The following is a 24,593-nucleotide window of genomic DNA, read 5'->3' as shown; positions in this document are numbered from 1 at the left end:
CCTGCGGGGGCGCGGGGGGCTGCGCCGCCCCGGGCGGGGGTACCCGCCGGCCGGCGTGGCCCCTGTCCTGGGGCTCGCCCGTCGGGACGGGCTCACATCCAGAGGAAGGCCGAGCCCGCCGTGAAGGAGGCGGCTCGGGTGGCCCGGTCGAGCGCCGGGTCGGGAGTGGTGCCGGTGGTGCGGAGGTCGGCGTAGCGCGAGCTGGTGACGGTCAGGTAGTGGCCGACGACCTCGATCCGGCTGTCCGTCAGCGGCTTGGGCGCGGCGGGGCCGCCGGCCGGGCTCTGGGGCGGCAGCGCACTCTGGGACGGCTGCGGGCTCTGCGACGGTGCGGACGACGGCGATCCGCTCGGGTTCGGGGACTGGGTGGCGGCCGGGGCGCTGGGAGAGGGCGCGGGAGCAAACCCGTCCGCGGTCTCCGGGGTGAGGAAGGCGATCGTGTCCGGGTCGTCCTTCAGGGCGTCGAGCGCCTTGCGGGCGGAGGCCTCGTCGGCGAACCGCAGCACCGTCAGACTGGTGATCACCGGCTGGTCCACCTGGTTGAGGCCGACCGCGAGGTAGCCCTGGCAGCCGGTGTCACGGAGCACGTCGTGGCTGGCGTCCAGAAGCGTCTCGGCGCAGTCGTCGCCGTCCCGGTCGGCGCTGCGGCGGGCCTTGTACCCGTCCTGCTCGACCACGCGCTGCGGCGGGAAGTAGTGGTCCGCGGTGAACGCCTGGGCCTCCGTCAACGGCTCACCGGAGGCGGCCGCGCCGGCCGGGAGCGTCTTGCCGACGTCCGAGTTGGTCCGGCCGAGGCCGGGTATCAGGTCGCCCTTGCTCGAACTGGTCGCCATCCAGCCCGCTCCGGTGGCCGCCACGGCCACCAGCGCGCACCACACCAGTACGGGCCGGCGTCCTCCACCCCGATGGGTGTGGACGGCTTTACCGTCCTGCTGGCCTACCGGACGCGGATCGCGCTCCCCCTGCGTGGTCATGGCGCCGATTCTAAGCAGACGGACCTTCAATCGCCTGATCCGCCCGCCGGCCTGCCCGCCCCCGCCGACCTGCCCGGTTCGTCCGGGAGCGAGGACTGACGGCATTGTGACAACTCGCACACGCCCGGCGGGCCATCTTGGTGGGTTTCCTGTAGCGCGAGCGCAGGTCGTCCAGGCAGGATCAGGGCCATGGATCTGCTCGACACCCTCACCGCCAAGGGCCTGCGCCGGGAACTCCCCACCCGGGAGGAGGCGCTCGCAGTTCTCTCCACCACCGACGACGAGTTGCTGGACGTGGTCGCGGCAGCCGGCCGGGTACGCCGGCAGTGGTTCGGACGCCGGGTCAAACTCAACTACCTGGTGAACATGAAGAGCGGGCTCTGCCCGGAGGACTGCAGCTACTGCTCGCAGCGGATCGGCTCCAAGTCCGAGATCCTCAAGTACACCTGGCTGAAGCCGGAGCAGGCCGCCGAGGCCGCCGCCGCCGGACTGGCCGGTGGCGCGAAGCGGGTCTGCCTGGTGGCCAGCGGGCGCGGTCCGACGGACCGTGACATCGAGCGGGTGGCCACCACCATCTCCGCGGTCAAGGAGGCCAACGAGAACGTCGAGGTCTGCGTCTGTCTCGGCCTGCTCTCCGACAACCAGGCGGAGCGGCTGCGCGCGGCCGGCGCGGACGCCTACAACCACAACCTGAACACCTCCGAGGGCACCTACGGCGACATCGCCACCACCCACACCTACGCGGACCGGGTGGACACCGTCAAAAAGGCGCACGGCGCCGGTCTCTCCGCCTGCTCCGGCCTGATCGCGGGCATGGGCGAGAGCGACGAGGACCTGGTGGACGTGGTCTTCGCCCTGCGCGAGCTGGGCTCCGACTCGGTGCCGGTCAACTTCCTGATCCCGTTCGAGGGCACGCCGCTGGCCAAGACGTGGAACCTCACCCCGCAGCGCTGCCTGCGGATCCTCGCCATGGTCCGCTTCGTCTGCCCGGACATCGAGGTCCGGATCGCCGGCGGCCGCGAGGTGCACCTGCGTACGCTGCAGCCGCTCGGCCTGCACATCGCCAACTCGATCTTCCTCGGCGACTACCTGACCAGCGAGGGACAGGCCGGACAGTCCGACCTCGACATGATCAAGGACGCCGGCTTCGTGGTCGAGGGCACCGGTGAGATGACGCTGCCCCGCCACCGCGCGGACGTCGCGGAGGGCAACTCCTGCGGCTCGGGCGGCGGTTGCGCCCCGTGCGGCGACACCACCGCCGAGGCGGCCGAGGGTTGCGCCCCGTGCGGCGACGCCACCGCCGAGGAGACGGCCGAGGAGACGGCCGACGAGACCCGTACCGACCTGGTCCGGGTGCGGCGCCGCGGTGCCGGTACCGAGCTGGCGCCGAACGCCTGAGGACCGGAACCCCCATGGCACCACTCTCCCCCGACACCCCGCTCCCGGTCGACCGGCTCATCGCCCTGGACCGGGAGCACGTCTGGCACCCGTACTCGCCGATGCCCGGCAGCTCCACCCCGTACGTGGTCGAGTCCGCGTCCGGGGTGCGGCTCCGGCTCGCCGAACCGGCCGGCGGGCACCGCGAGCTGATCGACGGCATGTCCTCCTGGTGGTCCGCGATCCACGGCTACGGCCACCCCGAGCTGGACCGGGCCGCCCGCGACCAGCTCGGCCGGATGAGCCACGTGATGTTCGGCGGGCTCACCCATGAGCCCGCCGTCCGGCTGGCCGCCAGACTGGTCGAGATCACCCCCGAACCGCTGCAGCACGTCTTCCTGGCCGACTCGGGCTCGGTGTCCGTCGAGGTCGCGATGAAGATGTGCCTGCAGTACTGGCAGTCGCTCGGCCGCCCGGCCAAGCGCCGGCTGCTCACCTGGCGCGGCGGCTACCACGGCGACACCTTCCACCCCATGTCGGTCTGCGACCCCGAGGGCGGGATGCACCACCTGTGGGGCGGGGTACTCCCGCGCCAGGTCTTCGCCGACGAGCCGCCGGCCGGGTTCGACGCCCCGCTGGACGCCGGCTACGCCGCGCGGCTCGCCGAGCTGATCGAGCGCGAGGCCGGTGAACTGGCCGCGGTGATCGTGGAGCCCGTGGTGCAGGGCGCGGGCGGGATGCGCTTCCACTCCCCCGAGTACCTGCGCCTGCTGCGCGAACTGTGCGACCGGCACGGCGTGTTGCTGGTCTTCGACGAGATCGCCACCGGCTTCGGCCGGACCGGCGCGCTGTTCGCCGCCGAGCACGCCGGGATCTCCCCCGACGTGATGTGCCTGGGCAAGGCCATCACCGGCGGGTACCTGACGCTGGCCGCCACCCTGTGCACCAGCGAGGTCGCCAGCGGCATCAGCAAGGGCGAGATGCCGGTCCTGGCCCACGGGCCGACCTTCATGGGCAACCCGCTGGCCGCCGCGGTCGCGGGCGCCTCGATCGACCTGCTGCTGCGCCAGGACTGGCGGCAGGAGGTCAAGCGAATCGAGACGGGACTGCGGGGCGGCCTCGCGGGCGCGGCCGAGCTGCCCGGCGTACGCGACGTACGGGTGCTCGGCGCGATCGGCGTGGTGCAGCTGGACCACCCGGTCGACCTGCCCGCGGCCACCGAGGCCGCCGCCCGCGAGGGCGTCTGGCTCCGGCCGTTCCGCGACCTGATCTACACCATGCCCCCGTACATCACCGGGGACGACGACCTGGCGCGGATCTGCGCCGCAGTGACCGCCGCGGCGGTGGCGGGGTGAGCGACGACGTGAATGCCATCGACGGGGTCCTGTTCGTCACCGGCACCGGGACCGAGGTCGGTAAGACCGTCACCACCGCGGCGGTGGCCGCACTGGCGCTGGCCGCGGGACGCACCGTCGCGGTGCTCAAGCCCGGCCAGACCGGGGTCGGCCCGGACGAGCCCGGGGACGTGGCCGAGGTCCGCCGCCTGGCCGGACCGGTCCACGGGGTCGAACTCGCCCGCTACCCCGAGCCGTTGGCCCCCGACACCGCCGCCAGGCGGGCCGGGATGCCCACGGTGGGCCCGAAGCAGGTCGCCGAGTCGGTGGCCGATCTCGCGAAGCGGTACGACCTGGTGCTCGTCGAGGGCGCGGGCGGCCTGCTCGTCCGCTACGACGAGGAGGGCCGCACCCTTGCCGACATGGCCGTCGCCACGGCCGAACTCGGCCTGGATCCAAGGGTGTTGCTGGTGGCCTCCGCCGGTCTCGGCACCCTGAACACCACCGCGCTCAGCGCCGAGGCGATGCGTGCCCGCGACCTGGAACCGGCCGGCGTGGTGGTCGGCGCCTGGCCCGCCGAGCCGGACCTGGCCTGCTGCTGCAACCTCGCCGACCTGCCCGCATCCGCCGGGGCCCCGCTGCTCGGCGCGCTCCCCCAGGGCATCGCCGACGGCGGCGGCACCCCCTTCCGCCACCACGCGCGGCTCGCGCTCGCCCCCGCCCTCGGCGGCAGCTGGGACGCGGCGGAGTTCACCGCCAGGCACCGGGTGGATTTCTGACGCTCCGTCCGCTGTCCCGTCACCCGGTCTTCGGGTGGCGGGACAGCGGACGGCTTCCGGCGTGCCGGGCGATGCGTCAGTCGACGAGCGGCTTGACCCAGCGCCGCCAGTGCTTCTCGGGGCCGTAACCGGCCGACTTCCAGGCGTGCTGCGCCCGTTCGTTGGCCAGCAGCACCATCGCGTCGGCGCGGCGCCCGCCCAGCGCGGTGAAGCGCTCCTCGGCCGCCGCCAGCAGCGCGGTGGCGATGCCCTGCCTGCGCTGCCCGGGGTCGACGGCGAGGCGGTAGAGGTGGCAGCGCCAGCCGTCGTACCCGGCGATGACGGTGCCGACCACGGCTCCGTCCCGCTCAGCCACCAGCAGGGCCCCGGGGTCACGGGTGATCAGGCGGGCCACGCCGTCCGGGTCGTCGCTGATGCTCCGGCCCTCCGCCGCACGTGCCCAGAAGGCCAGCAGTTCGGGTATCCGGTCGATGGTGGCACAGCGGATCTCGATGTCGGTCATGGCACCCGGTCTAGCAGTGGAGGCCGTTCGGGCGCGGTGAATTCCGCTGGGCGGACAGGCCGTTCACTCGGCCTGCGCGGGCAGCGGCACCGCACCGCCGAGCCGCCACACCGTGGTCGCCTTCACCGCCCTGTCCTCCAGATCCGCCATCACGGGCACCTGGTAGGAGGCGAGGGCCGTGAACCGTTCCCGCGGCAGATACGCCCGACCCGGGTCGCCGACCAGCACCAGCGCACCCCTGGCGTGCGCGCGCTCCAGGAACGGCAGGAAGCGGGCGGCCATCGCCCGCTCGTAGAACACGTCCCCGGCGAGCACGACTTCGGCCTCGCCGCCGTCGCCGTCCAGCAGGTCGGCGCACTCGGCGGTCACCGAGACGCCGTTCACCCCGGCGTTCACCGCGATCGCGGCCACCGCGTAGTCGTCGATCTCCGCGGCCCGTACGGCGGTTGCCCCGCACAGTGCCGCCGCGATCGCGACCACGCCCGATCCGGCGGCCACGTCCAGGACCCGCTTCCCCGCCACCGCCTCCGGGTGGTCCAGGACATAGCGGGCGACCGCGACTCCCCCGGCCCACGCGAACGCCCAGAACGGGGGCGGCAGTCCGGCCTCGCCCTTGGCGGCCTCGGTCCGCTCCCACAGCTCGATGGCCTCCTCGGCCTGGTGCAGCCGGATCTCCGGCACGAACGGCACGGGACCGAGACTGGTCTGCTCCAGCACAAAAGCCGTACCGGCCCGGGTGGTCGCGGTGACGCCTGACATGGCGCTCCCATCTGCTCGCAACGGCAAGTGGAGAGACCTTACCGCCCGAGCGGCCTGCACGGCCGGAGCGCGGGCGCCTGCTCCCGTCGCACACCCGATCCTCACCCGGTACGTACCGGTTCGATACCGAAGCCGCCATGAGCTGCGGAAACGCTCGCCAGAGCGGTGCCTGCCGAGTAGCATCCGGCTCACGCCCTCCGGCGTCGTAGCCCCGTGTCGCGCCGTCCGGTCGGCTGATGCTCACGGGACGGCCGGGGGTCCGCGCGGCACTCGGCACCGCGCGCCAGAGCTGTCGCGCGTACGCGAAAGGGCAGGGACTTGGCGGATCGGCTCACCGGAGGGGACTCCTCCCTGCTGCGACGGATCAATGCGGCGGTCACGCTGCGCACACTGCGGGGCGGCCGGTCGGTCACGCTCACCCAACTCGTCGGCGACACCGGTCTGTCCCGGCCGACCGTCGAAGGCGTGATCGAGGGCCTGATGGTGTCCGGCCTGGTCGCCGAGGTCGACCGCTCCCCCGCCAACCGGCCCCCGGGCACCCGGCAGCGCGGACGCCCGGCCCGCTGGTTCCGCTTCCGCGCCGAGGCCGGACACGTGCTGGGCATCGAGATCGGCGTGCACGCCGTCCGGGTGGTGCTCGCCGACCTGGCCGGCCAGGTGCTCGACAGCAGGGCCAGGAAGATCGACGAGACCCTGGAGGCCGATGACCGCCTCGCCGCGGTCCGTGCGCCCGTCGCCGACATCCTGCGCGACAACGGCGTCTTGCGCGACAGCCTCTGGGCGGTCGCCGTCGGCACCCCCGGCATCGTGGACCGCGAGGGCGTCATCCGGCTCGGCACCGCCATGCCCGGCTGGACCGGGCTGGACCTCGGCGCCCGGCTGCGCCGCTCCTTCCGCTGCCCGGTGATCATCGAGAACGACGCCAACCTGGCCACCATCGCCGAACACTGGCAGGGAGCCGCCGTCGGCAAGGGCGATGTGGTCTTCGTGATGGCCGGACTCAGCCCGGGCGCGGGTTCGCTGATCAACGGCAGACTGCACCGGGGCTTCGGCGGCGCGGCCGGGGAGATCGGCGCACTGCACCTGCTCGGCCAGGAGGCCACGCCCGAGCGGCTGCTGTCCACCACCGGCAAGCCGCTGGATCCGCTGGACGAGGCGGCGGTGGCCCGGGTGCTCCGGCTGGCGCGCGAGGGCGACGAGGTCGCCCGGGTGGCGATGGACCGGTTCCTGCGGCGGCTGGTGCACGACGTCGCGGCGCTGGTGCTGGCACTCGACCCGGAGCTGGTGGTCGTCGGCGGCTGGGCGGCGGGCCTCGGCGGTGTACTGGAGCCGCTGCGCGAGCAGTTGGCGCTCTACTGCCTGCGCGCACCGGAGGTGGCACTGGCGGCGCTGGGCGAGGAGGTGGTCGCCATGGGGGCGCTGCGAGTCGCCCTCGACCACGCCGAGGAGCAGCTCTTCGCGGTCGACCCGCCGGGGGCGGCTTCACGCTGACGGGCGGCGCACGCCGGCGATCAGGCGGAGCCCCGCCCCCGTCCGTCCTTCCGGCTCTCAGGAGGCGCTGCGGACCGCACCCGCCCGGACCGGGGTGACCTCGACCTTGCCGGTCTCGCCGAAGGTGAGCCTGCAGGTGTCGGCCCGGTAGGTGGAGACCGCGAGGGCGACCAGGCGGTCCGCCGCCGCGTACTGGGTGGTGACGACCAGGACCGGGGTGCCGGGCGGACGCTCCAGCAGCGCGGCCTCCTCGGCCTCCGCGACACCGAGCTCGACCGAGCGGGACTGGCCGTCCGCGCCGAGCCGCTCCAGCTGCCGGAGCACCGACTTCGCCCGGTCCTGCTCGGCGGCGCCGCCGACGACATGCGGGACGGCGGGCAGGTGCGGCACGGCCGACTCCGGCACGTGCAGCGACTCGGTGGCCATGATCTGCCCCTGCACCAGCCGCAACCGGCGCACGGTGTGCACGGTCTCGCCCTCCGGGATGCCGAGCGCCGCGGCGAGCCGGGCGGAGGCGGGGGCGCTCACACAGTCCACGGTGCGCCAGGTGAGACCGCTCACCGCACCGGGGCCGCTCTCGCCGGGGCCGCCGACCGGAGTGGCGACCGGGATGCCGACGCGGGGAGCGGCGATCAGGGTGCCGATGCCGCGGCGGCGGACCAGGCGGCCCTCCATCTCCAGCTGGTCCAGCGCCTGCCGGAGGGTGGCCCGGGCCACGCCGAAGCGGGCGGACAGCTCACGCTCGTTCGGGATGACCTGACCGGTGGAGAACTCCGCGTCGATGGTGCGGAGCAGCACCGTGCGCAGGTGCCAGTACTTGGGCTCCGGTACTGCCGTCGGCTGTCCTTGCCCCACCGTGTCCTCCGCCCTGAAGGACGTCACAGCGGCCCCGTGCCCGGTGTCGTGGCAGGTGGGAGGGGCAGGCTTTATCAGTCCTTCTTTATTAAAGGTCTTTGCAGTAAGCGACCCTAGGGGGTTCCCGAGGAGATGGTCAAGACCAATGACACCGCACACGTCCTTCTCATCAGACCTTCATCCGGGCCGTTCGAAGCGGGATTCCGGCAGGTCGGAGCGGGGGCGACGGTTCGCCCGTACACCAACCGGACGGATACCCTTCCCCGGTGATCGTGGTGACTAGTGTGAATGTGAACGGCGTCCGGGCCGCCGCCAAGAAGGGCTTCCTGGAGTGGCTGGCGGCCACCGAGGCGGACGTGGTCTGCCTGCAGGAGGTGCGCTCCGAGCCGGAGCAGCTGCCTGCCGAACTGCGCGACCTGCCCGGCTGGCACGCCGTCTGGGCACCGGCCGCCGCCAAGGGCCGGGCCGGGGTGGCCGTGCTCTCCCGCCGGGCCCCTGAGCGTACGAAGATCGGTTTCGACTCGGCGGAGTTCGACAGCTCGGGCCGGTACGCGGAGATCGACCTGCCGGGCCTGACGGTGGCCAGCCTCTACCTCCCGTCCGGCGAGGTCGGCACCGAGCGCCAGGACGAGAAGGAACGCTTCATGGCGGAGTTCCTGGTGCACCTGGTCCGGCTGCGCGAGCGGGCGGCGGCGGAGGGCCGCGAGGTCGTGGTCTGCGGCGACTGGAACATCGCCCACCAGCCCGCCGACCTGAAGAACTGGAAGGCCAACCAGAAGAACGCCGGCTTCCTCCCGGAGGAGCGCGCCTGGCTGACCCGGGTCCTCGACGAGGCCGGCTACGTGGACGTGGTCCGCCGCCTGCACCCCGACCAGGACGGCCCGTACAGCTGGTGGTCCTACCGCGGCCGCGCCTTCGACAACGACTCCGGCTGGCGAATCGACCTGCATTGTACAACGCCGGGGCTGGCCGAGCGGGCACTCTGGGCTGTGACGGAGAAGGCTGCGACGCATGCTGAGCGCTGGTCGGACCACGCTCCCGTCACCGTGGCTTACGACCTCAAGGTCTGACGCCGGCTGCGCCGGCCGAGCTGCTCTCATGCCCGACAGCTCGGCCGCCGATCAGCGCCATGCCCGCGCGCAGCGGTCAGCGCCTTCGTTCACAAACCGGCTGACGCCGGTCATCCGACTGCGGTAGCGCCGCCCCCGGCCGCTGAAACGATCGCGCTGGAGCTACGGAAAACGGCGTTCGGCTCGACACCGGCACGCCACTCCTGCCCTGAGTTGTGGGAGCCCGACAGCTCAGCGATCATCGCCCTGGCCGGCATCCTGGAAGAGCGACGCGACCTGATCCGCACAGAGCTCGGAAAGCCCGACGACGGCGTCTTGTTCATGATCGCCAACAAGTTCGAGATCCGTCACCACGACGCCACCCAGCAGGAGGACTACGACCCGGCGTTCCTCGACTGGATCTTCTGGTGGTACCTGGCAACGGTCTAACTCACCACCACACTTGCCGGGCGCCAACAGGTCCGCGGCTGAGCAGCGCGGCCATGGCCGCGCTGTCGTCGGCCCCCAGGTGCCGGCGGCAGGGTCAAGGCCTGCCCCGCTCGGCGATGGATCGGGTGACGGCGGCGAGGTGATGGGAGGTCTCCCAGGCGCGTCGCTGACTGGGGCCACCGGGGCCGTCCGCGAGGCCGCTGGCGCGGATGCGGATCTCACCGTCTCCCCAGGACAGGTTGGTGTGAGTGTTGCACCAGACGTCGGCCTGGGCGAGTTGGCGGCACACCCGAAGCGTGTCGACACCTGCCGCGCCGACGGCTCGCACGACGTGCCAGTGGCGTCCGCTGGTGTAGCGCAGGTTGGCGGGTGCGGCTCGCACGCGGGTGGGGGCCGGCGGGTCGGGGTGGGTGACGCCGTGGTCGCCGAAGTCGGGCGGCGGGCCTGCGGCTCGTCGGGCGACGTGCTCCCACAGGTCCAGGTCGTAGCGGCGCAGAGCGGTGAGGACGTGGGGTGCGACGCGGCGCAGTGTCGGGGGGAACGCCCCGCCGGCGAGGGCGATGTGGCGCCAGGGCAGGGTGCGTGCCCAGGTCAGGACCTCGACTGCTCGTGGGACGAGGGCGGTGACCGTGTCGCCGTCGGGGAGGTAGCCGGCGTCGAGGAGAAGGTCGGTGTCCTGCGGCTTGAGCGCTACGGAATTGAGGGCGCCGAGCACGTCTTCGGTCAGTGCCCTGGGGCCGTCGGGCAGGTGGTACAGGTCGATGCGCAGGCAACCTCCTGCGCCATGTGCGAGCTGGGTCTGACGGATCTCGTCGAGGGAGCCGGCCGGGTCGGTGGTACGGAAGGCAGGGATGAGCGTGTGGAGCCAGTCCTTGAAGAAGTCGCTGAGCCACAGCATGGCGTGGCCGCGGAAGCCGGTCCCCACGGCGCCGTGCTGCCAGAGTTGCCCACAGTCGACGGTCACGGTGAGGTCTGCGGGAAGGTGCTCGCCGGCGTGTCTGGCGAAGGTCCGCACAACGTCGGCCAGGCGCTGGTCGGGGTGGACTTCGAGGAGCGGGCGGATGTGTGCTTGCACGTCGGCACTGGTGTTGCGTAGGGCGATGAATTCGCCCGCTTTGCCGCGCAGGATCGGTACGTACTCCATCGGCATCCCCCTGCTGACGGTCGTGCGTGCGCTACCCGTGGTTGCTGTCGCCTCGCCAGTGTGCGGCGATCGCCGCCGTCACACCAGGGCGCGCAAACGGCGCAGCGGGGTCTGCGTGCACCACCAAGGTCACGCCCCTTGATGCGAACCAGATCGGTGGAGACGGGACACCGGAACAGCCGCCCTATTCCTTCGAGGGATGTGGTGCCAGGTCAGAAGGACGGGTTCCAGATTTCCTTCGGCAGGCCGGCCAGGTGGTGGCACATGGCGGTCAGGGCGGATTCAGCGGTGGTCTCGGTCGGGGCGGGTGGTCCGCCGGGGATGGCGCCGAGGGAGGTGGGGAAGGGGTCGGCTCCGTTGAAGGCGGCCATCAGACCGGTGAGGTGGCTGATCAGGCTCGGCTGGGCCTGGGGCCCGGTCTGGGCGAGCACCATGTCGATGACGGCGGCGCTGGCCTGCGGGCTGACCAGGAGGGGCTTGAACACCTCGGCGGTCATCTGGGTCCGGGTCGGGTCGCGGCGCAGCCGTTCATCGGCGACCTGGAGGCCGATGTCGATGACGCGGCTGATCGGCAGGGCGGCGGGGCCCGCGGTGATCCAGTGCTCGTCGGCTCCCGTGTCGGTGCCGGTATCGCTCGTCGCCAGGGCGGCGAGGGATGCGGCGGCGGTGTCCTGGGGGATGAGGTCGGCGCAGGTGCCGGGCTCGGCGGGCAGGAAGGGAAGCATGCCGTTCATGGCCAGGCCGACCAGGTAGTGGAAGGCCTGGAGGCGGGCGATGCGGCCGGTGACGGAGTCCCCGATGACGGTGGAGAGGCGGGCGATGGTGGTGGGCAGGCCGGACTCGCGGACCATCGTCTCGGCGGTGGTCTTGGAGCGTGCGTAGGCGCCCAGGGTGATGGTCCGGCCGTTGGACTGCTGCTCGATGCGGGCGAAGGCGTCCGTGCGGGCGACGAAGGCCGAGGAGACGTACAGCAGCCGGGCGCCGGCGTCGGCGGCGAAGTGCAGGGCGTGACCGGTGCCGCGGACGTTGAGGTCGTGCAGCCGGTCAGGGGCCGCGCCGAAGTCGACGGAGCCGGCGCTGTGGACGATGACGTCCACGCGGGAGGCCAGCGCCCGGTAGTCGGTGGGGTCCAGTCCGAGCCAGGGACGGGTGATGTCGCCGCGGACAGTGTCACCGGTGAGGGGTTTGCGGTGGGTCAGAGTGACGACGTCACGGTGTTGGAGGTGCTGGAGCAGAGCGGAGCCGACAACGCCGGAGCCGCCGGTCAGCAGGATCGTCGGTCCGTTCACGCGCGTTTCTCCTCGGTCCGTCGGTGACGGTGGCGGTGTCGCGGTCCCAGCGAACGTCCAGCGGAATGGTGCTGGCCGGGATGGAGCCGGCGGGGTCGGCCGGTGTGCGGGCGGTGCGCAGCTCGTTGTCGATCTCGACGTGGCCGGGGTGCACGGCCAGGCGGCGGGCCACGTGCTCCTTCGCCGCGATGCGGGCCAGCCGGTCGCGCCCGGGTGGGCCTGGTGGCAGATCGTAGAGGACGGCGACCGCGCCGGGCGGGGTGTCCAGGGCCTCGACGTCTGTGCGGCGCAGCGTGGTCGTCCCGCCGGCCGTCGTGGAGAGCAGCAGCTCGGGGACGTACTGGCGGTCGCGCAGGTAGGCGCGGCGCAGCCTGGGCGCGGTCCGGGTCATGGCGTCGGCGGGCAGGAGCATGAGGACGAGTCGGAAGTCGACCAGGACACGCCCGTGGCCGCAGAGTTGGACGTCGTAGACCGGCATGGTCGGCTGACCGTCCTCGAACCCGCTGAACCGGGCCTCGACCTCGATTCGGCCGGACTTCGGGAGGGGATCGAAGACGCGAAGCCGGGCGAGACGGTGGGGGAAGCCGAGCAGAGCCGTGGGCCGTGGGGCATCCGAAGTCCCCTGCCTCACAGAGTTGATGACGTGGGTCGCGGCATCCAGTAGGCCTGGCTGAAGGAGACCGTGAGGGACGCTGCCGTGGTCGGCGTCGAGGATACCGCTGGAGCCCTCGGGGCCGGCACGCAGCGCCACGAGGTACTGGAAACCGGGTCCGTGGAAGAGTTCGCCGCTCTCGTACGGGTCGGGTGCGGTGCGGGGGTCGGTGAGCGGTGCGAAGCGTTCCGGGCGCCGGGTGTCCCAGGTGCCGGTCTCGATCTGCGCGGTGGTGACGTCGGCGTAGCGGGACAGGGTCGGGTCGTTGGCCTCCCACCACAGGGCCAGGGTGGCGGTGGGGCGGTCGGCGGGGCCGGTGACGGTGGTGCGCAGGCGGACCGGGTCGGGGACGGGGAGCCAGCGCCGCATTCGCAGGTCGCGGACGGCTCTGACGGGTCGTCCGCTGTGGCGGGCGGCGGTGGTGGCGAGGTGATCGGCGATGGACATCATCGGCATCGCCGGGACGGTCCAGGTAGGGCGGTGGTCCAGGAGCCAGGGCGCGGCCGCAGGGTCGAGGACCGTCTCCTCCACCGCGGCGACGGACTGCTCGGGTTGTGGTCGCAGGGCGGCCAACTGCCCATAAAGGAGGGCCTGTTGGCGCAGGAAGGCGAGGTGGAGTTCGGTGGCGCTCCGGTGCTGTGCGGTGACGGCGGCGAGCACGCGCGCGGCGGACGGGTCGGCGGCGGACGGGGTCCCCGCCTGCGCCGGGGACGGTCCGGAGGGGGTGGCGAGGACCGGTGGCAGGTGCGGTGCGCGGCCCATGGTCTGGGCGGGCTGCTCGGGTGCCGGAGATGCGGCGGTGTCAGCGGGCCAGGTGGTCACCGGACACCTCCGCCGCGGCGTCGGGACGTGTGCCGGCCGTCAGCACCACCTGGACTGGGGGCGTGGTGCTGGTCGTCTCGGCGAGGTAGGCGTCGGTACCGGCCTGCCATGAGATCAGCGGGACGGCCTGCTCGCGCAGGTGCTCCGCCACGGCCGGGGTGATCATGCCGCCCTGCCAGGGGCCCCAGATCAGCGCCCGCACCTGGCAGTCGGGCCGCCCCTTCTGCTCGGCCAGCACCACCTGGTGGAGCGTCTGGTTCGCCATCGCGTAGTCGCACTGGCCCGCGTTGCCGAAGACGGCCGAGACGGAGGAGAAGACGTGCAGCAGCCGCAGCGGATCGTCCGCGGTGGCGGCCAGCAGCGCGCGCAGGCCCTCGACCTTGGTGTCGAAGACGCGGTCGAACTGCTCGTCGGTCTTCTCCGCGATCAGCTTGTCGGCCAGCACGCCGGCTCCGTGGAGCACGCCGGTGACTGGTCCCCAGTCGGCCCGCACCCGGTCGAGTTCGGCGTTCAGCGCGGCCTGGTCGCGGATGTCGACGGCCGCGTACCGGGCCTGGGAGCCGGCCTGTTCGAGCGCGGCGAGGGTCGCCCGGATCTCGCGGCAGGCGGTCACCTGGCGGACCGTCGCACGCAGCTGGGCGGGTGTCGGGGCGGTGCCCTTGGGTCCGGGGACGGCGAGGAGGCGGGCGAGGTCGGTCTCGGTGGTGGCGGCGGCGAGGTCGGCGGGCTCGTCGAGGAGTTCGGTCCGGCCCAGGAGGAGGAAGCGGGCGCGATACCTGCCGGCGAGCGCGCGGAGCGCGGCCGCCGTGATGCCGCGTCCGCCGCCGGTCGCCACGATCACGGGGTCGGGGCCGAGGTCGGCCGGCGGACCGGGTTCGAGGCGTTCCTCGGCGAGGCCTGGGGTGAGCCTTCGGCCGTCGGCGGTGAGCCCCACGGTCTGGGTGGCACCGCCGAGGAGCAGTTCGTCGGCGAGGTCGCGGGCGATCGTGCCGGCGTCGCGGTCCGCCCGCTCGCAGTCGATGGCCTTGACCGAGGCCTTGGGCCATTCGCGGGCGGCGGTGCGCGCCAGCGCGGCGAGTCCGCCCAGCCAGGCCCGGGTCGGGTCCGTTGCCGTGCTGCCGAAGTCGCCGCCGGTGTCCTGGACGGTCACCAGGACACCGCCTTCGGCGGACAGGCGCGGCGCGATCGCGCGCGCGGTGTGGAAGGCCGCGCGCTGCACGGCCAGGGCCTCCTCGGGGGAGCCGATCTTGGCCAGGCCGCCGAGCAGCACCACGGCGGTGGCCTGCGGTGGCACGGTGCTGCTGACTTCAGCGGGGATGTCGCGGGCGGTGAGTTCGTCGGCGAGGGCGGGCGCGAGGCCGTCCCCGTCGTCGACGATCACGACGGTTGCGTGGCCCAGGCCGGGTAGGGCGGAGCCGTCGCGTGCGGATCGCACCTCTTGGAGTGTCATTCGGGTGAGCGGGAAAGCCCCCTCCCCCGAGGCGTGCGCTGGATCCGGGGCGGGTTCTCCGGCGGCCAGCTCCCGCATCCGTGCGGCGATGTCGCCCACGGTCCGCAGGGCCATCAGTTCGGCGAGGCCGGTCTCGGCGGCTGCGGCAGGCTTGGGGACCAGGGGACGCAGGGTGGCGAGGATCTGGACCCGGGTGATGGAGTCGATGCCGAGGTCGGTGTCGAGTTCCATCTGGGGGCCGAGCAGTTCCACCGGGTATCCGGTGTGCTGGGCGACGGCCGACAGGACCAGCGCTTCGATGTCGTCCGGTTCCGGTGCCGCAGGGAGCGGAGCACGGGGCGGCGGCGGCTCGGTCGGCTGCGCAGCCGGCGCCGGTACGGGCGGCGCCGCCATGGGTGGCGCGAGTGGCTCGGGTGACACGGTCGTGGGTGCCGGGATGAGGGCCAGCCCGGCGGACGGCTCGCAGCCGGAGTCGGCCGCGGTGAACTCTGCTCCCGTGCCCAGCAGCGTGGTGATGGCGGTGACCGACTGCTCGGCCATCCGCAGGTAGGCGGCATGAGCCTCGGCGGTCTGCCGTTGCAGCTCGACGAGCGCGGTGAGCAGGTCCGCGTTCGGCGTGCCCGGCTCGGGCGACGGAAACATCGCAGGTGCGGGCCGCTGCGGCGGCACGGGCTGCGAATGATCTCCCCGAGCCGCGGTCGTCGGTGCGGGTGGCTCGATGAACCAGGGGGCCGGGGCGATCGATGCCTCGGCGGGAGCGGGGTCGGTCGTGGCCGGGTACGGCTTGCCGAGGTTCCCGCCGCTGATCTTGACCGCGGCGGCCGACAGCGGCCTGGGCTCCTCGCGTTCGGCTTCATGGGGCGCCCAGAGGGCGTCGAAGGTGATCGGAACGCCTGCGGCCGAGAGCCGGCCGAGCGCGTCGTGCAGGCTGGTCACGCCGTGCCGGCCGACGCGGTCGAGGCTGACCGCGAGGTGGTCGGAGCCGTCCAGGATGCCCGCGAGCAGGCCGGTCAATGTGTTGCCCGGCCCGACCTCGACGAAGGTGCGCACCCCGTCGGCGTACATCGCGGCGATCATCTGCGCGAACCTGACCGGCGCGACCAGCTGACGTGCCACCAACTGCCGTACCGCGTCCGGATCTACCGGATAGCGGGCCGCCTCGGCGTTGCCGTACACGTCGATCAGCGGCGCCCGGACCGGCACGGCGCATAGGTGGTCGAGCAGGGGTCCGGCGGCCGCGGCGACCAGCGGGCTGTGAAAGCCGGTGGCCGTGTCCAGCCGCCGGGTGACCATGCCAGCCGCGCCGCAGGCGGCTTCCAGGGTTGCGATCGCCTCGCTGCTTCCCGACACCGTCACCTGGCGCGGCCCGTTGTGGCCGGCGACCCACGCCTCGTCCAGGCCGCATCCGGTGATCAGCCCGGTCACGTCCTCGCCTGTGGCGTCGACGGCGAGCATCGCGCCTGGGCGTGCGGCGGCATCGCGCATCAACTCGCCGCGGCGGCGGGCCAGGTCGAGCAGGGATTCGGTGTCGCAAGCGCGTGCGGTGTGCAACGCGAGCAGCTCGCCGAAGCTGTGCCCGGCCGCGCAGTCCGGCCGCAACCCCAGGTCCTCCAGGAGTTCCCTCAGGGCCAGGCTGTGGGCGGCGATGGCGGGCTGCGCCCATTCGGTGGCGGTCAGCCGCGTCCGCTGCGCCGCCTGCTCGTGGTCGGTGAACGCGGCGGGCGGGAACACCACCAGCGACAGCGGGACGTCGCCCAGCGCCAGCCGGTCGATCCGGTCCCAGACCCGCTGGGCCTGCGGGAAGTGCACGGAGAGGTCGGTGCCCATGCCCAGGTACTGCGAACCCTGGCCCGGAAAAAGGAACGCGATCCGCCCGACACCGCCCCGGCCCCGGCCGTAGTGGGTCCCCGTTGGTGAAACGAACGGCGCGTCAGGCTTCTCGCGCACCCGGGCGAGGACCTGACGCAGCTTCGCGGCCAGGTCCTCGGCATCGGTGGCGACCACGGCGAGCCGCGCCTCGCCCCCGGCCTTGAACTCCCGCTGCGAGGCTCGCGCGAGCGCCGGCAGCGCGCTCCCCTCCTCGGCCTTCGCCAGATACTCTCCGCACCTGGACAACAGCTCGCCAGGGGAGCCGGCGGAGACCACCACCAGCTCGGTGGGCCTGGCCAGGCTGCGCGGCGCCGCTTGGCCGCCACCGTCACCGCTCGGCACGAACTCCTCCAGCGTGACATGGAAGTTGGTGCCGCCGAACCCGAAGCTGGAGACACCTGCCCGCCGGGGGTGTGCCGCACCGTGCACCCACGGCCGGGTGGTGGTGTTGAGATGGAACGGGCCCTGCTCCAGGCCGAGTTCTGGATTGGGCCGGTCCACCTTGATGGTGGCCGGCAGCACCTTGTGGTGCAGGGCGAGGGTGGCCTTGAGCAGCCCCGCCGCGCCTGCCGCGGCCTTGGTGTGGCCGATCTGGGACTTCACCGACCCGAGCGCACACCACTGCCGGTCCGCTCTCCCGCTCTCCTCGAACACCGTGCGCAGGGCGGCGACTTCGGCCAGGTCACCGGCTGCGGTGGCAGTGCCGTGCGCCTCGACGAGGCCCACCGTCCCAGGGCCGTAGCCCGCCGCCGCGTACGCCCGCCGCAGTGCCCGCGCCTGCCCGGTGGCGAGCGGCGCGTAGATGGAGGTGCTGCGGCCGTCGGAGGAGGAGCCGACGCCACGGATCACGGCGTAGACATGGTTGCCGTCGCGCTCCGCGTCCGTGAGGCGTTTGAGGGCGAAAAGCGCCAGCCCCTCCCCCAGCATCGTGCCGTCCGCGCCTTCGGCGAACGGGCGGCAGTCACCGGTGGGCGAGAGTGCGGGCGTCTTGCTGAACGCCACGAACATCATCGGGTCGTTGAGGGTGTCCACTCCCCCGGTGATGGCGAGGTCGGCACGGCCGAGCACCAGGTCGTCGACGGCCGCCGACAGCGCGGCCAGCGAGCTCGCGCAGGCCGCGTCCACCGTGTAGTTGGAGCCCTGCAGGTCGAACCGGTTGGCGATCCGCCCGGCCACGACGTTGCTCAGCAGCCCGGGGAAGCTCGCCTCCTGCCACGGCACCCACTGTGCCGCGATGTCCTCGCAGACCGCCTGCGCCTGCTCCTCACTCAGCCCGTGACGGCGCAGTCCGCGCTGCCACAGCGGCCGGCCGAGGCGGGCCGCGAGTTCGCCCAGCAGTTCGAGCGAGGCGCTACCGAGGATGACGCTGACGCGGTCGCCGTCGGGCAGCCCGTTGCGGGAGCCGACCGCGTCCGCGAGCACCCGCTCGGCGGCGACCAGCGCGAGCAGTTGTGCGGTGTCGGTGGCCGGGAGGTTGTTCGGCGGCAGGCCGAAGGCCATCGGATCGAAGTCCACCTCGGGCAGGAAGGCGCCGCGCCGGGCGTACGTCTTGTCGGGCGCGGCCGGGTCGGGGTCGTAGAAGTCCTCCAGCAACCAGCGGCTGGGCGGGACGTCGGTCAGCAGGTCCCGGCCCTCCAGAACGTTGCGCCAGAACGCGTCCGCGTCGACGGCGCCCGGCATCACGGCGCTGATGCCGACGATGGCGATCGGCACCGACGGCGCGGGTGCGGCCGGAACTTCGCTGGTTGCCACGGCTGGTGTCCCCCGGGGATGCGATGACGAGATGGATCGGTAAAGCGGCCGGCTCAGAGCAGTGGGCGTGGCCGGAAGACGAATGCATGCGGCGGCAACGGCACACCGAAGGTCCGCAGTTGGTGCGCGCGGGTCACGACCGCGGCGCCCTCCAGCAGGTTCCGGGCGATCTGCACGACGGTGCGGCTGCCCGGATCCGCGAGGAAGCTGCCCGCCGTCCACCGATTGAACGCGCCCGCCGCGGGCCCGCACCACACCTGGTAGTCCGCGCGGCGCCCGGCCTGGCCGCTGACAGCCCAGCGGCTCGCGTGGCTCAGGTACCAGCGCAGGACCAGCGCCATCCGGTGCTTGGGGTCGGTCGCCGCGCGATCCAACTGAGCCGGGTCACGGTGCCGCCAGTACTCCTGCGTGCTGGTCCAGATCTCGTCGAGCGGAGCCTGGAACACGTCTCGCTCCAGCGCCGTCCGCTCCTCCTCGGGGATCTCCTCCAAGCAGCCGTGCCGGCGGTAGATCTCCCGCAGCCGCCCCGCCCGGGGCGCGAACAGGGTCCCGCGTCGCAGGACCTGCACGTTCATGCCCAACTCGAACATGTCCGCCGCCGGAGCCATCGCCACATCCGCCAGATCGGCGCCGGCGATCAGCGCCTTCGCCTCGTCGGAGGTGTCGGCCTCGACCGCCATCTGGTTCACCGAACCGGTCAGCACGTAGCCGGCGCCGAGCGCGAACGCCGCCGCCACGGACGCCGGATCCCCGAGACCGCCGGCCGCGCCGACCCGAACCGGCGCGGCGTAACCGAACGTGCGTCGGGCATCGTCCCGCAGTGCCAGGAACGAGGGGAGCAGCGCGAGCAGCGGGCGGTTGTCGGTGTGCCCGCCGCTGTCCGCCTCCACGGTGACGTCCGTGGCCACCGGCACCCGCGCGGCCAGCCTGACCTCCTCGGGCGTCAACTCCCCACGCTCCAGCAGGAGTCGGAGAAGCTGCTCCGGCGCAGGCGCCATGAACGGCTCCGCGACCTCCAGCCGGGAGACCTTGGCGAAGACGGCAGTCCGGCGCACCACCCGGCCCGCGCGGTCCTCGCGCAGACCGGTCGCGGCGCACCGCACCACCGCCGACGTGGGCTCCGCGAATGCTGATACGGAGATCCGCGGCACCCGGTACCTGATCAGCAGGTCTGCGGCCTGCTCCTCCCGTGCGGGCTCGAAGGGCGTGTGGATGAGGTTGACGCCCCAGTTGGGGCGGCCACCGAGCGCCGCCGCGAGATCGTGCAACGCCCTCTCCAGCGCCGGCAATTCGAGTCCTGCCGCGCCGAGGAACGCCAGCATCTCCGCCTGCGCCATCGCGGCGACCAGCCTGGTGCCGGCGATGCCGCTGGCCATCTCGCCGGCCACGTAGGGGAACCGCACGCCGTGCGCCTCACCGAACGAGCGGTCGCCCAACCACTCGGGATACAGTGCCGGGACCGTGCCGATCACGGCACAGTCCGGCTCCATCCCGGCGAGCTCGGTCTCCGTCGCCAGGCCGCGCAGCCCGTCGGACCGCCTGGCGACGAGGTACAGGGGCTCGCGTATGCGATGCGCGAGAGCGGCAAGCCACTCCTCGCCGAACAGGGCAGACGACACACGCGATCCCACGCGCTCGATCCGAACCGCCTAGAAGTCGCCGAAGAGCCAGTTCCCGCGGGCATTCGGGTCCGGGCTCGTGACGAACTCGGTGAAGGCGATCAGGTACGCGTCCAGCGTCAGGTAGCCGTTGTTGAAGAAGTCGAGCTTCTCGAACGACGTGGCGGCACCGGCCTCGTCGACCCGGAAGACCTCGCGGCCCATCCGCAGGTGCTCGGCCTTGCTGATCCGCCCGTCGCCGTCCGTGTCGGCCACGCCGAAGCTGGCATTGCACAGCAGGCCGATGAAGCGCAGCACCCGGTCCGGGGCCACACCCAGCGGAGTGAGCACCGACGAGGCGAACTCGTCGCTGCCGATCCGGCCGTCGCCGTCCTGGTCGGCCGGGGCCTGGAACTCCCGCCAGAGCTGCCCGAACGTCGCCTTCAACTCGTTGCTGCGCGCCGAATCCGACGCCGCGCCGCTGACCTTGGCCATCAGCTGGCCGAGCTGCTCGTAGTCCGTCTGAGTGATCACGCCGTCACCGTCGACGTCGATGACACCGAAGAGCCGGTCCAGCTTGCGACGCCGCAGGCCGTCACCAAAGAGGTCGATCACAGCAGATTCTCCCCGGGTAGCGATGTTCACGACAGAGCGCGGTCACCGTAGCACATCACCTCGCTCCCCTGAGTGACGGCGATAGTCATCGCACTTGTCGCATAAAGGAGTTGATCTATTGTCAGGTAAACGGTCGCGCCCACGTCTCCGGCCGCGCCGGCGCGAGTTGTCGCTGCTCGCACGACTCCCGCCCATGACCGGGAGGGAGCCGCGCTTCGCAATACCCAGCGGCTACCGCGAAAGCCCCTTTCGGCCTAGGTCAGAGCACCTTCACGACGCGCAGATACGTCTGGGCCGTCTGCAGGTCGTTGACGGTGATCTGGGCGTTGATCCGGTGAGCCGGGGTAGCGGGGTTGTTGAGCTTGTTCACGGCCCAGGTGGAGAAACTGGACCAGCCCTTCTCGAGATCGACCATCAAGCCGCGATCGCCGGGTGGGATGCCGCCCGTAACCCATCCCTTGTTGACCAGGTCGTCGATCTTGATGAATCGGGCGGCTTCGTTGACTTCCTGGGCCAGGACCAGTAGGGCCGCAGCGGCTTCCTTACCGGTGTCAGGCTTGGTGGCGAGGTCAGCCGCAGCCCGGTCGGTACCCGTCTTGCCGAGCGTCACCGCCTCCAGAGAGGTCTGTGCGCGCCTTTCCAGAGTCGTGTAGCTCCCGTCGTAGTCAAGATGGACTTGCTTGGTGTTGGCGGTGTGCTTGTAGGTGGTGTAGCTGCCGTCGTGTTCCTTGAGGGCGTGGTAGGTGTCATCGCGTGGGGTGTACCAGCCCACGCCGTAGAGGTCACTCGAACGCACGATCTCCCAAACCTGGGCCCCTGAAGCCGTGGTGAACGCGACGGGGAACAGGTCGTTGGTCGCGGTCGGGCGGATCTTGAACATGGTCTGGTAGAAGACCTGCCCGCTGGTCGCGCGCACACGCACAGCCTGCACGAAGCTGCTGTAGTTCGCAGCGGTCGCCGTACTCGTGTTCAGTGAAGGATCCGCACGGACGGCGGGTTTCTCCACCGCGGCGACAGGCTCGGACCACGCCGGTGCAACGACCGCCACCCCGGCACTCGCAGCCGCCGATACCAGTGTGAGCCCGGCCAGCAGGCTCCGCACCCATGATGTCGCTTTCATGAACCGCTCCATTCGTTCGTGAAATGCAATGACGTCATGTTCACTGCCGTGAGGGATCTCAGCTGGATCGGCTGACTCCCCACCCCGAACTGTTCATTCGTGGCAACGCACCTGCACTCCCGGAGACATATACGGGCCGGTTGGCGACCTGTCCGTCGCGGACCTTGATGTTCACGGCGTCGATGAACAGGACCGGGTAGACCGCGTCGAGGGGGCGCGTGCGCCAGTCGGCCATGCCCTCCAGGACCCGGTCGGTGATGGTGGAGACGGTCTCCTTGCCGGTGGTCATGCCATAGACCTCGGCCAGGTGGGCGACGATCTCCCCGGAGGTCAGGCCCTTCGCGGTCAGCGACACCACCAGGTTGTCGAGGCCCTCGGTGCGGCGGGCGTGCCGGGGCACGACCTTCGGCGTGAACGTCCCGGCCCGGTCCCGCGGGATCTCGAGCGTGACCGGCCCGGCCTCGGTCGTCACCGTCTTCATCCGGTAGCCGTTGCGCGCGTTGCCACCCTTGCGCGCCGAGCGGCCCGGCTCCGCGGTCGAGGCCAGGTGCTCGTCCATCTCTGCCTCCAGCGCCTGCTGGAGCAGGTGCCGGGTCAGCTGCTGCAGCAGTCCGCCCTCGCCGAGCAGCTGCATCCCGCCGGCCCTGGCCTGCTCGGCCGCCAGCTCGGCGACCGACGCCACCACATCCGACGCATCCGTGTTCTTCCTCGGACGCATGTCCAAGGCATCGGTCCCATGGGACTCCGACGAAACCGAACCGTCAGAAACTGACTCGATCTGGTGATCCGTCAGCGAGCTCATCAGTGTCTCCCTTGATCCGGGTGTCCACCTGATTCATGACACTCCCGGGGAAGCCCCCAAGGACAACGGTGTCGCCTGTTGTGTGCGGGCTGGAGCAGGGAGCTCAGCCCGTCGCCCCGGTGTGGGAGTGCTCTCCCGCACCGGGGCGGATCTGTCGGTGCGCATGACGGGCCGGACGTCCATCGCCGACAGGCCGGTCGGGCCGGAGTGGGGCTGGTCAGAGGGGACCGTCGACCGGGTTGATGGCGCCGACGCCGACGGGGATCCAGACCAGCCAGGCGGTCTTGTAGCTGCTTCCGCTGTCGCCGCCGGAGTCCGTGAACCGGACGGTGCACGCCTGTCCCTTGTGCAGCGCCAGCATCGTCGTCGCGTGGCCGTCCCGGACCGGGCCGTTGAACTTGAGGGCGGAGGCGCGGACTTCCTTGCCGCCGGCCTCGATCTTCACGACGGGGTTCCGGTCGCCTCCGGTGCACTGGACGATGGCGATGGCGATGCCCGAGGTCGGGGCCGTGAAGGTGCGCTTCCGGTTCCAGGTCAGGCCCCAGGACTGGACCGTCCCGAACAGGTTGGCGAGGCTTTGCAGGGTGAAGACGTTGTCGGTAGGGGGATTCAGGATGCTCTTCTGCTCGATGGTGACGTTTCCCTTGGTGACCAGCGGGCCGTTGACGTAGGTCGTCCGGCCTGGTGAGGAGAGGCCGAGGTGGGCGTCGATGTCCATCGTCGGGTAGGTGCCGAGGCCCATCAGGTAGCGGGCGTAGAGCGTCTTGCTGGAACTGACCTCGACGTTGCCGAGGAGGTTGATCCTGCCGTTGGTGGTGGAGGCGTCGATCTTGTCGACCTTGAGGGTCTTGCCGCCCGCCAGGGTGATCGAGGTGTTCGCCTGGAGGTGGCCGGTGGCGGTCAGGGTGTCCTTGACGGTGACGTCGCCGTTGGCCTGGATGTCGGCGTTGACGGTGAGTTTGGCGTTCATGGTCACCTCTCCGGCGAAGACGGTGGTGCCGGCCTCGACCTTCTTCACGACGGTGGCGCCGTTCTTGTGGGTGGCGGTGAAGGTGTCGGTGACGGAGAGCCGGTCGCTCGCCGTGACGGTCTTGGCCACGATGTCGGGGTCCTTGACCGTGACGGTCGTGGACAGGAAGTGGCTGACGCTCTTGCCGTTCTCGGTGGTGCGGGCATCGAGGACGAAGGTGGTGGTGTCGGTGAGCGCGTGGGTCCGGTGGCTCTGGCCGGAGACCCGGACGGGCGGCCGGTCGTCCCAGGCGAGCCAGTACTCGACACCGGCCTCGCTGCCCTCCCAATGCAGTTCGGTGGTACCGCCGTTGGGGACGCGGGGAGCCTTGCAGGAGAAGGCGCGGAAGAAGAACGGGACGGCGAGGTCCTCGCGGTCCTTGGCGATGTCCGGGGAGGTCACGGGCTTCTCGTCCCAGCTCTCGGTGTCGACGGCGGTCTCGATGGAGGCGGTGATGGCCAGCGCGGCGACTCCGGGGGTGCGGGCGACCGGGATGCTGGAGAGCACCAGGGTGAAGTGACGCCCAGCCGTGAACACCACCTTGTTACCGGGCATTTGGGGCGTGCAGACGAACGTCGCCGTCCGAGCGTCGGCCGTGGGTGTGATCCGCCAGGTGCCGTAGCCGCTGTAGTTGGCGGTGATCGGGTTGGGGTTGGTGGTCAGGTCGGTGGCCGCGGGGCCGACCGGGAGCTTGACGGTGATGCTGCGGCAGCTGACGTCCCTTGCTCCCTCGGGCTTGCTGAAGGTCAGCGTGACGGTGCCGTTCTTGGTCTTGCTGGCGGTGGAGACGAGGAACGTCGGCGGCTCGGTGGAATGGTCGAGGTGGAGCGGGGAGGCGGCCAGAGGTTCGTCGGGCATCGGGGTTCCTCAGCGTCGGCGGGTGCGGGCGGGGTCGAGGCGC

The 24,593-nt window shown here is 71.8% G+C and carries 17 protein-coding genes and 2 pseudogenes; 6 read left to right on the top strand and 13 right to left on the bottom strand.

Annotation, left to right across the window (positions count from 1 at the left end):
- Nucleotides 1-92: 92 nt before the first annotated feature.
- Nucleotides 93-974, bottom strand: coding sequence for a hypothetical protein (locus tag ACSMTC_RS34155; protein WP_436563610.1), 882 nt, complete (start codon nt 972-974; stop codon nt 93-95).
- 189 nt (nt 975-1,163) lie between these two features.
- Here ACSMTC_RS34155 and bioB point away from each other — a divergent pair, with 189 nt between their 5' ends.
- From bioB to bioD, 3 genes are read left to right on the top strand one after another with little or no spacing between them, the layout of a single operon-like run.
- The gene (gene bioB, locus ACSMTC_RS34150) at nt 1,164-2,372 is read left to right on the top strand and encodes a biotin synthase BioB (RefSeq protein WP_436563609.1); all 1,209 of its coding nucleotides are present in this window, start codon (nt 1,164-1,166) and stop codon (nt 2,370-2,372) included.
- Nucleotides 2,373-2,386: 14 nt separating this feature from the next.
- Complete coding sequence (locus tag ACSMTC_RS34145) at nt 2,387-3,706, top strand: adenosylmethionine--8-amino-7-oxononanoate transaminase (protein ID WP_436563608.1); 1,320 nt, start codon at nt 2,387-2,389, stop codon at nt 3,704-3,706.
- Nucleotides 3,703-4,464 carry a dethiobiotin synthase gene (gene bioD, locus ACSMTC_RS34140; protein ID WP_436563607.1) on the top strand — a complete coding sequence of 254 codons (762 nt, stop codon included), beginning with the start codon at nt 3,703-3,705 and terminating at the stop codon, nt 4,462-4,464. The genes ACSMTC_RS34145 and bioD overlap by 4 nt, the downstream gene beginning before the upstream one ends.
- Before the next feature lie 76 nt (nt 4,465-4,540).
- On the opposite strand, the gene ACSMTC_RS34135 is transcribed toward bioD, so the two are convergent.
- Together ACSMTC_RS34135 and ACSMTC_RS34130 are read right to left on the bottom strand one after the other, a co-directional pair.
- Nucleotides 4,541-4,966, bottom strand: coding sequence for a GNAT family N-acetyltransferase (locus ACSMTC_RS34135; protein WP_436563606.1), 426 nt, complete (start codon nt 4,964-4,966; stop codon nt 4,541-4,543).
- A gap of 63 nt (nt 4,967-5,029) precedes the next feature.
- Entirely contained in the window at nt 5,030-5,725 is a 696-nt protein-coding gene (locus ACSMTC_RS34130; protein ID WP_436563605.1) for a class I SAM-dependent methyltransferase, read from the bottom strand.
- 318 nt (nt 5,726-6,043) lie between these two features.
- Here ACSMTC_RS34130 and ACSMTC_RS34125 point away from each other — a divergent pair, with 318 nt between their 5' ends.
- Nucleotides 6,044-7,216: an ROK family protein gene (locus ACSMTC_RS34125; protein ID WP_436563604.1), complete on the top strand. Its 1,173-nt coding sequence runs from the start codon at nt 6,044-6,046 to the stop codon at nt 7,214-7,216.
- 57 nt (nt 7,217-7,273) lie between these two features.
- Here the strand turns inward: ACSMTC_RS34125 and ACSMTC_RS34120 are convergent, their stop codons facing one another.
- Nucleotides 7,274-8,071, bottom strand: coding sequence for a GntR family transcriptional regulator (locus tag ACSMTC_RS34120; RefSeq protein WP_436563603.1), 798 nt, complete (start codon nt 8,069-8,071; stop codon nt 7,274-7,276).
- Nucleotides 8,072-8,337: 266 nt separating this feature from the next.
- Here ACSMTC_RS34120 and ACSMTC_RS34115 point away from each other — a divergent pair, with 266 nt between their 5' ends.
- Nucleotides 8,338-9,141: an exodeoxyribonuclease III gene (locus tag ACSMTC_RS34115; RefSeq protein WP_436563602.1), complete on the top strand. Its 804-nt coding sequence runs from the start codon at nt 8,338-8,340 to the stop codon at nt 9,139-9,141.
- A 219-nt stretch (nt 9,142-9,360) separates the two neighbouring features.
- Nucleotides 9,361-9,570: pseudogene (locus ACSMTC_RS34110) on the top strand (hypothetical protein); the annotation flags it as partial.
- A 94-nt stretch (nt 9,571-9,664) separates the two neighbouring features.
- Here ACSMTC_RS34110 and ACSMTC_RS34105 read toward each other — a convergent pair.
- The 9 genes and pseudogenes from ACSMTC_RS34105 to ACSMTC_RS34065 all read right to left on the bottom strand — a co-directional run bounded on the left by ACSMTC_RS34105 (nt 9,665) and on the right by ACSMTC_RS34065 (nt 24,550).
- A complete protein-coding gene (locus tag ACSMTC_RS34105) occupies nt 9,665-10,714 on the bottom strand; it encodes a beta family protein (protein WP_436563601.1) in 1,050 nt (349 codons plus the stop codon).
- 212 nt (nt 10,715-10,926) lie between these two features.
- Complete coding sequence (locus ACSMTC_RS34100) at nt 10,927-12,003, bottom strand: SDR family oxidoreductase (RefSeq protein WP_436563600.1); 1,077 nt, start codon at nt 12,001-12,003, stop codon at nt 10,927-10,929.
- Entirely contained in the window at nt 11,924-13,477 is a 1,554-nt protein-coding gene (locus tag ACSMTC_RS34095; protein WP_436563599.1) for a polyketide synthase dehydratase domain-containing protein, read from the bottom strand. The genes ACSMTC_RS34100 and ACSMTC_RS34095 overlap by 80 nt, the downstream gene beginning before the upstream one ends.
- Entirely contained in the window at nt 13,458-18,548 is a 5,091-nt protein-coding gene (locus tag ACSMTC_RS34090) for an SDR family oxidoreductase (RefSeq protein WP_436563598.1), read from the bottom strand. Before ACSMTC_RS34090 ends, ACSMTC_RS34095 begins: the two co-directional genes overlap by 20 nt.
- Nucleotides 18,549-18,601: 53 nt before the next feature.
- Complete coding sequence (locus ACSMTC_RS34085; RefSeq protein WP_436564892.1) at nt 18,602-20,038, bottom strand: PfaD family polyunsaturated fatty acid/polyketide biosynthesis protein; 1,437 nt, start codon at nt 20,036-20,038, stop codon at nt 18,602-18,604.
- A gap of 159 nt (nt 20,039-20,197) precedes the next feature.
- On the bottom strand, nt 20,198-20,761 hold the full coding sequence (locus ACSMTC_RS34080; protein ID WP_436563597.1) for an EF-hand domain-containing protein: 564 nt from the start codon (nt 20,759-20,761) through the stop codon (nt 20,198-20,200).
- Nucleotides 20,762-21,020: 259 nt separating this feature from the next.
- A complete protein-coding gene (locus ACSMTC_RS34075) occupies nt 21,021-21,881 on the bottom strand; it encodes a ribosome-inactivating family protein (RefSeq protein ID WP_436563596.1) in 861 nt (286 codons plus the stop codon).
- Between the two features lie 121 nt (nt 21,882-22,002).
- Nucleotides 22,003-22,599: pseudogene (locus ACSMTC_RS34070) on the bottom strand (transposase); the annotation flags it as partial.
- A 301-nt stretch (nt 22,600-22,900) separates the two neighbouring features.
- Nucleotides 22,901-24,550 (bottom strand): DUF4097 family beta strand repeat-containing protein, encoded by a 1,650-nt coding sequence (locus tag ACSMTC_RS34065; protein WP_436563595.1) that lies wholly within the window; start codon nt 24,548-24,550, stop codon nt 22,901-22,903.
- Nucleotides 24,551-24,593 lie beyond the last annotated feature (43 nt).

The sequence above is a fragment of the Kitasatospora sp. HPM-01-4 genome (genome assembly GCF_051374625.1).
GTDB lineage: Bacteria > Actinomycetota > Actinomycetes > Streptomycetales > Streptomycetaceae > Kitasatospora.
The sequence above is the reverse complement of the archived record's forward strand: the minus strand, read 5'-3'. Positions and strand labels throughout refer to the sequence as shown.